Origin of the sequence: Gardnerella piotii, from assembly GCF_049815665.1 — a bacterium.
Classification (GTDB): Bacteria; Actinomycetota; Actinomycetes; order Actinomycetales; family Bifidobacteriaceae; genus Bifidobacterium; species Bifidobacterium piotii.
This window is the reverse complement of sequence record NZ_CP187450.1, coordinates 1,254,974-1,270,086: the sequence shown is the minus strand read 5'-3', so window position 1 is coordinate 1,270,086 and position 15,113 is coordinate 1,254,974. Positions and strand designations below refer to the sequence as shown.

The window sequence follows — 15,113 nt, the reverse complement described above, 5'->3', positions numbered from 1 at the left end:
TCCGCTTTTTGTACGTGTTTTGGGTCGAATTTGCTACAAAAAGCGGAAATGTCGCTCGCGCGTTACAGCGCGCTCACTTCTTCGCAGCGCAGAAGCAGTGCTTCTGCCTTGAGCTGCTCAGCGCTCCGAATTGCCTTTTCGCGCTACGCTTTAAGCGAAAAGGCAGGTCGTCGCGCCCGAGAATGTACGTGTTTTGGGTCAAATTTGGTACAAAGTGCGTCAACTATCTAATGCGCTAATGTGCTAATGCGTTACTTGCTTTGGCCTTTGCCGAATGCGCGCAAGCGAATACCATTCCAATCTTCGCTAACTGTTAAAGGCGTTGCGGCGTTCATTCCAGCAGTCATTGCTGCTGCTTGAACAGTGCTCGAGCTTGGAGAACCAGCACGCCCTGGCTTAGGCGTTAAAACCCACATAGGTGCGTTGCTGTTCAACATGTTTGTTGCATCCATAATGGTGTCTGCTAGCTCGTCTTCATCGTCGCCATCGCGCCACCAAATAATCACTCCGTCAACAGTGGAGTTGTAATCTTCATCAACAAGTTCTTCGCCAGTCAATTCTTCGATATTGCTGCAAATCGCATCGTCAACGTCATCGTCCCACAGCCACTGCTGTACGATGTCTCCAGGTTGGAATCCAAATTCTTCTGCATGTTGAAAAGCTGTCTGTTCCACGTGACTCAATATATCAAAGCGTCAAGAATTTGCGCGACTCGCCCTAGCCGCGCGCACGGCACGCTGAGACACGCCTGGAAAATCGCCAGAAACCACAAAATCACTATATGTAGTTTGTTATTTATGTAAATTACCCTAGATATTGTGCATGCTATGGGCTATAGTAGAGCAAGTTGTTGCGAATCATAAGTAGATTTGCGATTCAAAATACATGTTAGCTTGAGAAAGGTCTGTAGAATGCAGGTCTCTGATATGACTTTAGAAGATGCCACTTTGCAAGATGAAGAAGCCGTCACTTTGGGTGATTTTAATGTAGCTTCAAACGGCTCTTCTAAGAAGTCTCGCGTGCAAGTCGAAAAGCGCGATGGCCGCGTTGTTGACTTTGATCAGATGAACATAATAATGGCCATTAAAGCTGCGTTTAAGGATTTGCGCAAAGAAGTTGGTCCGCAAGAAGAGCAAATGATTCGCGATATTACGGATCATATTGAGGCCGAGATTCAAGACCGTTACAATGGCCCTGCAAAAATCGAAGATATTCAGACTCTTGTTGAGCATGGTCTTATTGAAAATCACCTTTACGAAGTTGCGCGTTGCTACACAAGCTACCGCCTGAACCGAGATATCGACCGCGCTAAGGCAACCGATATTAACGAAGCTGTGAATCGCCTTGTAAACCGAGATGAGTCGCTTGTGCGCGAAAATGCTAACAAGGATTCCAACGTTTACGCTACTCAGCGCGATCTTCTTGCAGGCGCTGTTTCCAAGGCTTCCGCGTTCTCTATGCTTCCACACGCGGTTTCTAACGCGCATATGAAGGGCGATATTCACTTCCACGATGCCGATTATTCGCCATTTACTTGCATGAGCAATTGCTCGCTTCCAGACTTTGGAAACATGCTTGCTAAGGGATTTGCGCTTGGAAACGCAATGATGGATAGCCCAAAGTCGATTGGCACGGCGGCTACTCAAGTTACGCAGATTATTAAGGATATTGCAGGCGCGCAGTACGGCGGACAAACTGTAAACCGCGCAGACGAGATGCTGGAGCCTTACGCTAAGTGCGATTACGACAAGAATCTTGCTATGGCTCAGGCCATGATTCCAGATTCCACGCCAATCGAAGTTGCTAAGGCCATGATTGACGGCTTAAAGGCTCAGGAGCCTAAGAATCTTCATTGTTTAGATAGGGATCCGCTTCCAGAAGACACTCCTTTTGATGAGAATTTGAGTGAGTTGGATCAGCTTCGCGAAGTTTACGCAAAGATTATGACGCGCAAGGCGATTTACGACGCTATGCAAACAATGGAATATCAGATTAATTCCAACCGCGTTTCTAACGGCCAGACTCCGTTTGTAACTGTTGGTTTTGGTCTTGGTACGTCTTGGTTTGCTCGCGAAATTCAGCGCGCTATTTTGCTTAATCGCATTCGCGGACTCGGCAAGGACCGTCATACTGCAATCTTCCCTAAACTTGTGTTTACTATTAAGCACGGCGTTAACGCAGACGCTGGCGACCCAAACTACGATTTGAAGCAGCTAGCGCTTGAGTGCTCTACAAAGCGCATGTATCCAGACGTTGTGTTCTACGAGAATATTGTTAAGATTACAGGCTCCTTTAAGGCGCCTATGGGCTGCCGATCCTTCCTTCAGGGCTGGATTGATCCGAAGACTGGCAAAGACGTGGAAGACGGCCGCATGAATCTTGGCGTTGTAACGGTTAATGTGCCTCGCATTGCACTGGAGTCTCACGGAGACGTAAACCGCTTCTGGAAGCTTTTTAACGAGCGCATGGAAGTGGCACATCAAGCTTTGCGATTCCGCATTATGCGTTGCAAGCAGGCAACTCCTGTAAACGCTCCAACGCTGTTCCGCTACGGCGCGTTTGGGCGTTTGGGCGCTAACGAGAGCGTGGATCAGCTGTTCCGCAACGAGCGTGCAACCGTGTCTCTTGGCTACATTGGTTTGTATGAAGCTACATCCGTGTTCTTTGGCAAGGATTGGATGCAAGATCACAGCTGGAATGAGGATGGCAAGCAATTTGCACTTTCTATGGTTCGCCGCATGAATCAGCTTTGCCAGCAGTGGTCAAAGGCAGAGGGATACCACTACTCGGTATATTCCACTCCTGCTGAGTCTTTGACGGATCGCTTTAACCGCATGGATCGCCAGAAGTTTGGCAGCATTGAAGGCGTTACAGATCACGACTTCTACACTAATTCCTTCCATTACCCAGTGTGGTTGCAGCCAACTCCTATGGAGAAGCTCCGCTACGAGGTTGACTTCCCGTACTTTGCTTCCGGCGGATTTATTAACTACTGCGAGTTCCCATGCTTGCAAGCGAATCCTAAGGCTTTGGAGGCTGTTTGGGATTATGCTTATAAGATTGGCATTGGCTACTTGGGTACGAACACTCCGATTGACCATTGCTTTGTTTGCGGATTCCAGGGCGATTTTGAGCCGACTAAGGAAGGCTTCCGCTGCCCAGAGTGCGGCAACAGTGACCCAGATAAGTGCAATGTGACTAAGCGCACTTGCGGCTACTTGGGTAATCCTGTTCAGCGCCCAATGGTTCACGGCCGCCACGAGGAGATTGCTCATCGCGTAAAGCATATGTCGGGCGAAACTGGCCATGTTGTTCTTAACAATGGCGAGTCTCGCGAGTGGTACGAGGAAACTAAGTAGTGCGTAGGATTGCGGCGTAAAATCGCGGAGCGTGTAATTGCGTAAAGTCGCAGCTTAAAGTCGCATAAAGTCGCATAAAATAAGGTAAAAGCTAGGCTAAATTACTAAAAAGGTCGGAACCATGGCTCGTATAAGTTTGCACGATTTTGCACCTGCAGACGTTAACCGCGGGCCTTGGATTCCAACCTCTCTTTCTAATAATCCGCGCGCAGGGCAGTGGTCCAGTGAGCGCATGAGCAAGGGCATGATTGCGGATTATAAGCGTTTTTTGATGACGGATGGCGAAGGAATCCGTTGCTCGCTGTACGTTTCTGGCTGCCCGTTCCATTGCGTTGAATGCTATAACGAGTCGATTTGGGATTTTCGCGCAGGATACCCATACACGCAAAAGCTTGAAGACCAAATTATGGAAGATTTGGCGCTTCCGTACGTGCAAGGATTGACGCTTCTTGGCGGAGAGCCGCTTCTTAACACTGGTATTTTGCTGCCACTTTGCAAGCGTATTAGAAGCGAGTTTGGAAATACAAAAGACATTTGGAGCTGGACTGGTTACACTTGGGAAGAGCTTATGCGCAAAGGCGAGACGCCAGATAAACTTGAGCTTTTGCAATACATTGACATTCTTGTTGACGGGCGATATATGAAGGATCTTCATGATTCGCTGTTGCAATTCCGCGGATCTAGTAATCAGCGGATTATTGACGTGCCAAAGTCGCTGAAAAATCCGATTGATCCGCCTGTAATCTGGGAAAAGCTTCACGATCAAGAGCGTTTTATTCCATCAATCTATGGCAAGGATCGAGCAGTTGGCGAAGGTGACGCGAGTTAGCTAATGGTTGTTAGAAATAGCGCGCTTAGACCGCGCAAGTGATTTTCCTATTTAGCGTTGCGAGTACCTTCCTATTTGGTGTGTAGGAGGGCTGGGTGTTTACGCTCGCGCGTTACATCGCGCTATTCCTCGCGGCTATTAGCAGCCGCTCGGCTGATTTGGCATGTAAAGTCCACTGGACTTTACGTTTGAGCCAAATCACGCTTTGAAGGAGCTTGAAATACGTTATGCAATTTCAAGCTCAGTCAAAGCGCTTTGCCGCACAGAAGCAGTGCTTCTGCTCTAAGCGGCTCAGCGAATCGAGGTGACTTCTCGCGCATTATGCAGCTCGAAGTCGTTGATTCGCAATCGCACTACAAGCCAAAATAGTCAGAAGTGATATGATTAAGCGTATAAATTCTTTTAATAGAGAGGTCGCATGAAAGCAAAATCGCATAAAAAACATAAGGATTACGCGCCTAATGCGTTTCGCACAATAATGCCGCTGTTAAAGCGCTATCGTATGCTTGGTGTAATCACGTCTGCTGCGATTTTTGTAGAAGCATCTATGCAAATTGCGATTCCAACAGTAATGTCTAGTCTTATTGACTTTGGAATTGCCGCAAAATCCCAAAATGCTGTTAAATACTACGGCTTACAATTACTCGCTTTTGCCGCAATATCAATGATTTTTGGCGTTATTTCTGGCGTTTGTTGCGCGCATTCTAGCGCGGGCTTTGGCAAAAATTTGCGATGCAAGATGTTTAGTCGCTTGCAATCGTTGAGTTTTTGCGATCTTGACCGTTTTTCTACTGGAACGGTTGTTACGCGCCTAACTAGCGACGTTTCTAATATTCAATTTGCGTATCAAATGGTTATTCGCGCAGGCGTTCGCAGCCTTGTGATTATTGTTGCAGCATGGTGGTTTACTTTTTGCATAAGCCCTTCGATTTCTTGGGTTTTTCTTAGTCTTATTCCAATTGTTGGCGTTATTTGTGGTATTGGTGCAAAGATTGTTGCGCCTACTTTTGCGCGAATTTACGGCACAATTGACAGAATGAACAGCATGGTTAGCGAAAATTTGCGTAATATTCGCATTGTTAAGTCTTATGTTAGAGAAGACTACGAAAACCGCCGTTTTAGGCGCATATCGCATAAAATTTACAGCTATTTTTTAAAAGCGGAGTATATTCTAAATTGTAGTATTCCGCTTTTTAACTTGTGTTTTTATGCGTGTTTGCTTCTTATTGCGTGGATGGCTTCTAAGCAAATCGTTGCTTCGGGAAATAATCCTGCATTTGGCTTGACTACGGGAAATCTTGCGGCGCTGGTTGTGTATGCGTTGCAAATTTTGTTTGCGCTTGCTAATTTGGTTGTAATTTTTGTTATGACGGTTACTGCGCGCACGTCAATGCATCGTGTTGCAAATGTTTTACAATCGCATAACAGTGAGTATGTTCATAAAAACCCGATTACAGAGCTTGCGGATGCTTCGATTTGCTTTAATAATGTTGATTTTGCATATGATTCTGCGCATGATTTTGTTAATGATTCTGCGCGCGTTAATGGCGATTCATCTTCGGCTGCTGGCGATTTGTCTAAAGGCAATCAGGAAATTAAAGATAGTCAGGAAATTTTACACAACATAAATCTAAACATTCCTTCTGGCTCTACTGTTGGGATTGTGGGCGCAACGGGTAGCGGAAAGTCAAGTATTATAAATTTGATTGCTCGCATTTACGATGTAACAAAAGGCACTGTTTTTGTAGGCGGATCAGACGTTCGTTTTTATGATTCCAAAAGTTTGCGCAACCAGATAGGAATTGTGTTACAAAAAAATATTCTGTTTAGCGGCACTATTGCGCAAAATCTTCGATGGGGCAATGAGAATGCGAGTGACTCCGACTTGCGCGAAGCGTGCAAAATCGCTTGTGCTCAAGAGTTTATAAACGATTTGCCACATGCATATAACACGAATCTTGAGCAAGGCGGTAAGAATCTTTCGGGCGGTCAAAAACAGCGACTTTGCATTGCGCGCTCGTTGCTAAAGCGGCCAAAAATCTTGATTTTAGATGATTCAATGAGTGCGGTAGATGTTAAAACAGACGCCAAGATTCGCGAGAATTTAAGGCATTTTATGCCCGATTCCACGCAAATCATTGTTGCGCAACGCGTGTCTTCTTGCATGCATGCGGATTTGATTGTTGTTCTTAAAGATGGGCGTGTTGTTGCTAAAGGGAAGCATAGCGAGTTGATGGAGTCGTGCGAAATTTATAGAAAAATGGCGATTTCTCAAGGTGTAAAAATGATTGAGTCTAAAAACAGCGAAGGTAGCGAAGGCGTCAAAGGTAGCGAAGGCGGCAGGATTAACAATGAAAAATAATGAAAAGTCGCAAGAAAACTTGGCGCAAAAGTCTGCACAAGAATCTTCGCAAAAATCGCAGGAAAACTTAGAGCAAAAATCGCAAGAAAAATCCGCTCTAAATTGGCGCGTTCTAAAGCGCTTAGCGTCTTATATTATGGCTTACAAGATGCAAGTTTTTGTTGTTATTGTGTCAATTATTGTAAGCTCCATTGTTCAAGCTGTAAGCGCAATGTTTTTGCAATCGCTTGTAGACGCGTACATTTTGCCTCTAATTGGCAAGCGTAATCCCGATTTTGCGCCACTTTTGCGAATGATTGCAATTATGGCGTTCGTGTGCGCTATTGGCGTGTTCTTTAGCTGGCTTTGGAGCAGGCTGGTTGTAAAAATCGCGCAAAGTGTAATGCGAAACCTTAGAAATCAAATGTTTAAGCATCATCAAGAACTTCCGCTTAAGTATCTAGATTCTCACGGATATGGCGATGTTATGAGCCGATACACCAACGATACGGAAGCGCTTCATCAAGCGATTTCTTGGTCTTTTCCAGACTCGTTTAGCTCGCTAATGTCTATTACGGCTGCGTTTTGTGCGATTGCTTGGCTTTCGATTCCTGTTGCGATTTTTCTTGTGATTTTTACTGCAATTCTCTTGCTTCTAGTGCGTTTTATGCTTAATCGTTCTGGCAAGCTTTTTGCGCAATTCCAGGCCGCTTTGGGCGATTTGAACGAGTTTGTAGAAGAGGCGGATTCTGGTAGAAAAGTTATTAAGATTTTTAATCACGAGCGTGCGGCGGTGGAAAAATTAAGTGATTTGGCGATTCGCGTGCAAAAAATTTCTGCTAGCGCCAATTCTTACGCAAATAATGTTATGCCTGTGATTAGTAACGCGAGCTACCTGTTTTACGTTTTGCTTGCGATTTTTGGAGCGTGGGCGGTAAATGCTGGCGTGTATTCTGCTGGATTGAGCGGCGTTTTTGGTGTGAATTCAAGCACGCTTACAATCGGCACGCTTATATCGCTTCTTACGCTTTCTCGCGCGTTTATAAATCCGATTGGCGAGATAACAATGCAACTAAATTCGCTTATGATGGCGGCTGCAGGAGCGAATCGCATTTTTGCGCTTTTAGATGAGCCTGTTGAAGAAGATGATGGAACAGTTAAGCTCGTTAAAATTCGCGCAAAAATCGTTGAGTGCTGTAGTGGAGATAGTGGGGATAGTGGCAATAGTAGCAATAAATCGCTATCGTATATTGATAAATCGCAAGTAAATCAAGTAGATTCTACAGACGATAAACAGTCTTATTTGCAAGTTTTTAACGAAGTAAGCGAAGATTCTTGCGGAAATAACGTGTATTGGGCGTGGAAAAATTGCTCTAAAAAATCAAGCGGCGATTCTTACACAGATGCCCAAAAACACGCGATTTGCTCTAAAGACGGCGTGTACACGCTTGTTAGGGGAGATGTTCGCTTTGAAAACGTTACGTTTGGCTACGAGCCTTTTAAAACTGTTTTGCACAACATATCTTGGTATGCGCACGCGGGTCAAAAAGTTGCGCTTGTAGGTGCCACTGGAGCTGGCAAAACCACTATCGCCAATCTTCTTACGCGTTTTTACAACATTGCTGATGGTCAAATCTTGTATGACGGAATCGATGTTCGTAATATTTGCAAAAGTGACTTGCGTCATGCTGTTGCAACTGTTTTGCAAGACGTTGGATTGTTTAGCGCAAGCATAATGGACAATATTCGCTACGGACGCCTTAATGCTAGCGACTCGGATTGCGTTGCTGCAGCCACTCTTGCGCATGCGGATTCCTTTATTTCCAAGCTTCCAGACGGATACAACACGCATATTAAAAACGGCGGAGCAGACCTTTCTCAAGGCCAAAAGCAGCTGATTGCGATTGCGCGAGCTGCTGTTGCCAATCCGCCTGTTTTGATTTTAGACGAAGCAACTTCTTCGATAGACACGCATACGGAAGCGCTTGTGCAAAGCGCGATGGACGCTTTGATGCAAGATAGAACCGTGTTTGTGATTGCGCACAGGCTTTCCACAGTGCGAAACGCGGATGTGATTATGGTTTTGGACCATGGACGCATTGTTGAGCGTGGCTCGCATGAAGACTTGATGAAAAAGCGCGGCGAATATTATCAACTTTGCACAGGTGCAATGGAGCTGGAGTAGCCAGCGTCGTGTTTGCTTGATATTCTGCGGCAACACGCCGAACGTGCTTTTGAGCTTGCATTTTTGCGTGGATTCTGTAAGATAGTAACTCGGCTGTTCAATGGAACAAAGCCACGGCCCCGTAGCTCAGTTGGTTAGAGCGCCGCCCTGTCACGGCGGAGGTCACCGGTTCAAGTCCGGCCGGGGTCGCGATTAGTAAAGGCCCGGTTCGCCGGGTTTTTTATTCATCATGGCTCTGTAGCTCAGTTGGTAGAGCGAGCGACTGAAAATCGCTAGGTCAGCGGATCGATCCCGCTCGGAGCCACAAGTAAATAAATAAAAACTAAATAACAAAACGCGCAGCATTTTTGCCGCGCGTTTTTTGTTTATAAGCTAGTCAACCTGCTTAGTCAACTTGCTTCCACGATTCAACATCAATATGATGGTTTGGATTTGCTTGCCAAGCTTCCCATGCGGATTCCACAATATCCTTAACGTTGTAGCGCGCATGCCACCCCATCTCTTCGTTAATGCGCTTAGTGCTTCCAATCAATTGTGGTGGATCGCCAGCTCTACGCCCTAAAATCGCCTCTCTAAATGGCAATCCAGTAACGCGCCTAACTTCGTCTACAATTTGACGAACAGAAGTGCCTTTGCCCGTTCCAACGTTAAAAGCGTCATACTTGCGCTCATCGCGATCTAAATAAGTAAGCGCTGCAATGTGCGCGTCTGCAAGATCCGAAACATGAATGTAGTCGCGAATGCAAGTGCCGTCGGCAGTAGGGTAGTCATTACCAAAAATCGCAGGAGCTTTGCCTTGCTGCAACCTATCTAAAAGCATAGGAATCAGGTTCAAAATCGCAGGATCTTCTAGCTCCACAGGCCCGCATCCCGCAACGTTAAAGTAGCGAAGTGCGCAAAAGCGAATTCCATAAGTGTGTTCGCAAGCGCGTGCCATCCACTCGCCAAAAAGTTTAGTTTGGCCGTACGGATTAATCGGAAGCATTGGCACAACGTCTTCTGGCACAACTTCTACAGGCGGCTCGCCATACGTGGCCGCGCTAGACGAAAAAACAAGCTTTTTAGCACCACTTTGGCGCATTCCTTCTAAAACGTTAAGCATGCCATTAATGTTCTGCTGGTAGTACCAAAGTGGCTTTTCTACGGACTCTCCAACTTGCTTTCGCGCAGCAAAGTGAATCACAGAGTCAACGTTATTTTCCTCCATTATTTGCGCAAGTCGCGCTCCAGCGTCTGGGGAAGCAATGTCCATTCCGTAAAGTCGCGCGCCTTCAATTCTTGTAGGCTTTCCGTAGCTCAAATCGTCTACAACTACAACGTTTTGCTTTGCTTGGTGAAGAGCGTGTACAACGTGTGCGCCAATGTAGCCGCATCCGCCTGTAACTAGAATAGTCATTGTTTACCGTTTACCTTTCTTGCATATGCTGTTTTTGCATAATGTTATAGGGAAATTATAGCGCTTGAATCATATTGTGTTTTTGGCATTGTTTGTATTTGTTCCAGTGTTTGTGATTGTTGCAGTGTTTTGCGCGTTTGATATTATGCGATGAGTTGTGATTCAATCGCGTATGCAAGAAAATAAGGAAGATTGGCTAAAAATGAACGATTTTAATGTAGATAGTGCAAGTGACGATTTGCATAGTGGCCACTCTTTTGGCGATTTGACTGGTCGCGAGGATGGTGGCGCGGTTGCTGGCGACTCTTCCAAACCTCAACAGCCTCACGCATCCGCTAGGGCGATTCTTTCGTTTGTACGAAGATCTGCCAGGCTCGACGCGCGCTTAGAGAAAGCCAAGCAACGCTACTCAGGCGCTTATTTGCTATGCATTGCGGATGGCGATGGGTCTTTGCGCGTAAAAAGCGATTTGTGTGTGGATTCGCAGTGGATTGAGGCCAATTGGGGCAATGCTAATCCGCTTATAGTCGAAATCGGCTCGGGGCAGGGAGAAAACATTGTGGCAGCTGCTGCAGCAAACCCGAATACGAATTTTCTTGCGCTAGAAGTTTATGACCCAGGCGTAGCGCACACTATGCTTTTGGCTGGTAAGCAGGATCTGCATAATTTGCGAATTGCGCAAGTTAACGCTCCTGATTTTCTTGCAGCGTGCAAAAGTGGTGTTTTGGCAGAAGTTTGGACATTTTTCCCAGATCCTTGGCCTAAAATGCGTCATCACAAGCGCCGAATTGTTCAGCCTTCTTTGGCTAAGTCTGTGCATAATGCGCTTGTTGCAGGTGGAGTTTGGCGAATTGCTACAGATATTGAGGATTACGCGTTGCATGTTCACGAAGTTATGGATTCTTTGGCGTGCTTTGAAAACGATGGCGATTTGCGTGTGAGCTTGCCGATTGAGCATGTTGGCAAGGGGAATGCGCAAGACGCTGCGGATTTGCCTCATGCGGATTTTGTTGAGTCGCGTCGCTTTGATGGGCGTGTTTTGACGAATTTTGAGCGCAAGGGATTAGATGCTGGTCGCGTGATTCACGATTTTGCGTATGTTGTTAAAAAGTGAGTTGTGAATTTGATTGTTGAGCGTGGCGTGTGGCGTGTGGTGTGGCGTGCTTTGTTAGAATCGCGTTGTCTTCCTTCAACACGCCGTAATTTGCAAGAACTGCGCATGAGTGTTAATATTATATGGTTTGGTTGAAGCCCCCTTCGTCTAACGGTTAGGACACCAGACTTTCAATCTGACAACAAGAGTTCGACTCTCTTAGGGGGTACAAATTTTGCGCCGCTAGTTTTAGCGGCGTTTTTTGTTATATATGATGTTTACCTCTTGTGGGGGTTATAGGCCAAAAAGTGGGGGTTATGGGCCAGAGTTATTAACTCTTACCCTTAACTCTTGCTCTGTTCTTCGATACTCTTCGTGCGTGATTTGTGCTATAAAAGTCTTATGGTCTTTATGCGCAAAACAAAACACGTTCTTATGCGTGCGATTCGTGCTGTTTTGTGCAAACGTAATTATGTTGTTTCGGCTTTTGCGTCCGCATTGGTGATTTTCTTATTTGCGTCTCTAAGTGCTTGCACTCCTCAGGGCCACGCTGTTGGCGATAGCGGGCATTTGGACGACATTGTTCATGATGGCATTGATGTAGAAGACATAAAGTTGTTTGTAGTTGGATCCAGGCAGGCGGCTCTTGATTCTAAGCTTTTGCATATGTGTGAGAAATCTGGTTTGCATGCATCATATACTTCGATTGCAGACGTCAAAAATGCTAATTTTGCTTCGCAAGCGGCAATTACAGACGCTTCAAATCAGCCTGTGTCTATTATTTTGATAAACAATATTAATGTTGATAGAGCAGATCGCGTTGATTCTAGCGTTAAAAGCAATGCTGGTGGTGCGCACGTTGATCTAAAAGCTCGCAAAGCTTGGACTAATGCGCTTGAATATGCGCGCTCTGCTGGGATTCCTGTTGTGCTTGTTAATCCGCAGAATCCACCTAAGGACCGCACTTTGTATGCAGCGAAGCTTTATATTCTTAAGGATTTAGATGGCGAGAATCTGTTTGACGCAAATCTAATTAAGAATTTCGATAAAATTCAACATTCTAGTCTTCTAAAAATCGTTCAATCTGTGATTGACAATACACCTCACAGTAGGGATGTGGTTATAAATGACAAAGATTAGCTCTAACGTTACGAGTTTGCAAAAAAGGCATAATTCGCAAAGCTCTGCAGATTCTACGGATTCTGTGAATATCTCCGATTTCCCTGATTTGCCAGATGTCAGCGAACAAGGTTTAACGCAAAGCGAAGTTTTTGATGCTGTAAATCGCGGATTTGTAAATGTTACGAATAATCGAACATCTAGGTCCGTTCTTTCTATTGTGCGCGCAAACGTGTTTACTCTTTTTAACGCAATCATTTTTGCGGCAATGGTTGTTGTTCTTGCCACTGGTTCTTGGAAAGACGCTGTTTTTGGCTTTGTGATTCTTATTAACACGGGTATTGGTGTTGTTACGGAGTTGCGCGCAAAGCGTACGCTCGACCGTCTTTCGATTCTTGTTGCTTCCAAATCGATTGTTCGGCGCGAAGGCAAAAATGTTTATGTTGATCATAGCGGTATTGTGCTTGGTGATTTGTTGTGGGTTCGTTCTGGCGACCAGGTTCCTGCAGATGCAAATGTTGTTAAATCTTGGGGCTTAGAAATGGACGAGTCCATGCTTACGGGCGAATCTGTTACTGTTCGTAAAGCTGCGGACGACTTTGTTTATTCTGGCTCTACTGCTGTTTCTGGCGTTGCTTTAATGCGCGTTACGGCTGTAGGAGATAACAGCTATGCGTCTAAGCTTGCTGCGCAAGCAAAGGTTTATACAAAAACAATCTCCGATTTGAGTCGTGGAATTAACACGATTCTAAAGTGGATGACGATTGTTGTTGTTCCTCTTTGCGTTTTACTTGTTTGGTCGCAAATCAATAAGGTTGGCGGATTTGCTGTAGCTTTACAGACAGGGCAGTGGAAGAGTGCTGTTGTTTCTGCTGTTGCTGGAGTTGTTGGCATGATTCCAGAAGGTCTTGTTCTTTTAACTTCGCTTAACTTTGCTGTTGCTGCAATGCGTCTTGCGCGTAAAAAAACGTTGGTTCAGGAGCTTGAATCTGTTGAAACTTTGGCTCGAGTGGATTGCCTTAATCTAGACAAAACTGGCACGATTACGGATGGTGGAATCGCGTTTGTTGGTGTTGACTTGATTGGTGATGAATCGATTGGTGATGACTCGAATCGTTTGGTGAATCAAGCTTTGTTTGACTTATCTAACGAAGAAAATCCAAATGCTACAGGTTCTGCCATTATGGAAGGCCTTAAAGATCAAGGTGTTTCCTCTGCTTCTAGTGTTAGCGCTCGCTTGCCATTTTCGTCTGCAAGAAAGTGGAGCGCAATACGCTATGCGCTAAAAGACGGTAGATTTGAAACGTGGTATATGGGTGCTCCAGAGGTTTTGGCAACTGCGATTTGTGCACGCAAATCTAGCGTTGCTTCTGGCGATTTGCACGGTTCTATTGCTCCAGCGGTTGCAGAAGGCGGAATCAGCGATTCTGCGGTTTCTGGCGATTCTACTTTCGATAATTGCCATTTAATGGATTCGTTTAAGCAAATTTTGAATCGTGTAAACGAATACGCTCAGCAGGGTAATCGTGTTCTTCTTCTAGCTGTTTCTTATAGTGATTCTGGCGATTCTAATAACGCAACGTTCTCCAGTTCTCCAGTAGTGTCCACAAGCGCTCGCCCTGTTGCTTTAGTTCGATGCTCAGAGAAAATACGTGCTGATGCTCGTCAAACTCTTGCTTGGTTTAGACAGCAAGGTGTTAGGTGCCGCGTTATTTCTGGCGATAATCCAACAACCGTTGCATCTGTTGCCGAAAAAGTTGGTCTAACTGGGGACTCAAAGCCTGTTTCGATGGACGCAAGGCAGTTGCCTAAAGATATAAATCAACTTGCCGAGGTTCTTGAAAACGTTGACGTTTTGGGTCGCGTTTTGCCAGATCAAAAGAAGGCGATTGTTCAAGCTTTGCACTCTAAAGGCCATGTTGTAGCTATGACTGGCGACGGTGTGAACGACACGCTTGCGCTCAAAGAAGCAGACTTAGGCGTTGCAATGGGTAACGCTGCTCCAGCTGCTAAAGCTGTTGCGCAAGTTGTGCTTGTTGACTCACGCTTTTCGCATCTTCCAGACGTTGTTGCTAAGGGTCGTCAAGTAATGGCAAATATGGAACGTGTTGCAGGACTGTTCCTCGTTAAAACCGTGTATTCTGCGCTGATTTCTGCAGGTGTGGTTTTGCTCGGTCTTAATTTCCCATATTTGCCTCGTCACATAACCTATATCGGTTCGTTAACCATTGGTATTCCAGCGTTTTTGCTCGCTTTGGCTCCTAATACAAGGCGCTACGTTCCTGGATTCTTGCATCGTGTTGTTCGTTTTGCTTTGCCAAATGGTATAGCTGTTGCTGTGTCTGTTTTGGTTGTGTCCATTTTTGCTCCTTTAATGCTTGCGCGCGGTCTTGATTCTTCTAACGCTAACGCTTCTAGGCTTATTGTTGAATCTGTGCACGCTGTTGGTGTAACTCGCACTATTTGTGCTGTTACTGTTTTTGTGCTCGGTGTTGCAGTTTTGGCTACAGTTTCTAAGCCACTTATTTCTTGGCGCGGAATTATGGTCTTATGCTTTGCTGCTGCTGGCGTTATTGGTGCATTTATACCGTTTGTTGCGCATTTCTTTGATTTGCATGTTCCTGTGAGTGGAAATGCAATGTTTGTTATGATTTGCGCTGTAATTTTTGCCTTTGTTATCTGGTTAGTTTTACATCTTGTTAGTCACTTGATTGAAAACTGGATTGATAATGTAAACGATGGTAGTGTTTTGCACTCTTATGATAGTGATCGTTGACGTAGCGTGTCGTGC

General features: G+C 45.4%; 9 protein-coding genes and 3 tRNA genes. 10 read left to right on the top strand and 2 right to left on the bottom strand.

What is annotated here, in order from left to right; all coding sequences use genetic code 11:
* Window positions 1-251 precede the first annotated feature (251 nt).
* Complete coding sequence (locus tag ACPEIW_RS05205; protein WP_101896648.1) at window positions 252-674, bottom strand: DUF3052 domain-containing protein; 423 nt, start codon at window positions 672-674, stop codon at window positions 252-254.
* 237 nt (window positions 675-911) lie between these two features.
* On the opposite strand from ACPEIW_RS05205, the gene nrdD reads away from it, so the two are divergent.
* The 6 genes from nrdD (at window position 912) to ACPEIW_RS05175 (ending at window position 9,018) form a co-directional block, all read left to right on the top strand.
* Window positions 912-3,359 (top strand): anaerobic ribonucleoside-triphosphate reductase, encoded by a 2,448-nt coding sequence (gene nrdD, locus ACPEIW_RS05200; RefSeq protein WP_421778812.1) that lies wholly within the window; start codon window positions 912-914, stop codon window positions 3,357-3,359.
* Between the two features lie 121 nt (window positions 3,360-3,480).
* Window positions 3,481-4,188: an anaerobic ribonucleoside-triphosphate reductase activating protein gene (gene nrdG, locus ACPEIW_RS05195; RefSeq protein WP_016636315.1), complete on the top strand. Its 708-nt coding sequence runs from the start codon at window positions 3,481-3,483 to the stop codon at window positions 4,186-4,188.
* 418 nt (window positions 4,189-4,606) lie between these two features.
* On the top strand, window positions 4,607-6,550 hold the full coding sequence (locus tag ACPEIW_RS05190; protein ID WP_425663457.1) for an ABC transporter ATP-binding protein: 1,944 nt from the start codon (window positions 4,607-4,609) through the stop codon (window positions 6,548-6,550).
* Window positions 6,540-8,714 (top strand): ABC transporter ATP-binding protein, encoded by a 2,175-nt coding sequence (locus tag ACPEIW_RS05185; protein ID WP_425663455.1) that lies wholly within the window; start codon window positions 6,540-6,542, stop codon window positions 8,712-8,714. Before ACPEIW_RS05190 ends, ACPEIW_RS05185 begins: the two co-directional genes overlap by 11 nt.
* A 115-nt stretch (window positions 8,715-8,829) precedes the next feature.
* Window positions 8,830-8,903 (top strand) — tRNA-Asp (locus tag ACPEIW_RS05180).
* A 42-nt stretch (window positions 8,904-8,945) separates the two neighbouring features.
* Window positions 8,946-9,018 (top strand) — tRNA-Phe (locus tag ACPEIW_RS05175).
* 81 nt (window positions 9,019-9,099) lie between these two features.
* On the opposite strand, the gene galE is transcribed toward ACPEIW_RS05175, so the two are convergent.
* Complete coding sequence (gene galE / locus ACPEIW_RS05170; protein ID WP_425663453.1) at window positions 9,100-10,110, bottom strand: UDP-glucose 4-epimerase GalE; 1,011 nt, start codon at window positions 10,108-10,110, stop codon at window positions 9,100-9,102.
* A gap of 172 nt (window positions 10,111-10,282) precedes the next feature.
* Here galE and trmB point away from each other — a divergent pair, with 172 nt between their 5' ends.
* The 4 genes from trmB to ACPEIW_RS05150 all read left to right on the top strand — a co-directional run bounded on the left by trmB (window position 10,283) and on the right by ACPEIW_RS05150 (window position 15,098).
* Window positions 10,283-11,224, top strand: a complete 942-nt coding sequence (gene trmB, locus ACPEIW_RS05165; RefSeq protein ID WP_425664434.1) for a tRNA (guanosine(46)-N7)-methyltransferase TrmB — start codon at window positions 10,283-10,285, stop codon at window positions 11,222-11,224.
* A 136-nt stretch (window positions 11,225-11,360) separates the two neighbouring features.
* Window positions 11,361-11,432 (top strand) — tRNA-Glu (locus ACPEIW_RS05160).
* A 173-nt stretch (window positions 11,433-11,605) separates the two neighbouring features.
* Window positions 11,606-12,343 (top strand): hypothetical protein, encoded by a 738-nt coding sequence (locus ACPEIW_RS05155; protein WP_425663451.1) that lies wholly within the window; start codon window positions 11,606-11,608, stop codon window positions 12,341-12,343.
* On the top strand, window positions 12,330-15,098 hold the full coding sequence (locus ACPEIW_RS05150; protein WP_425663449.1) for an HAD-IC family P-type ATPase: 2,769 nt from the start codon (window positions 12,330-12,332) through the stop codon (window positions 15,096-15,098). Before ACPEIW_RS05155 ends, ACPEIW_RS05150 begins: the two co-directional genes overlap by 14 nt.
* The last annotated feature ends 15 nt before the right edge of the window (window positions 15,099-15,113 follow it).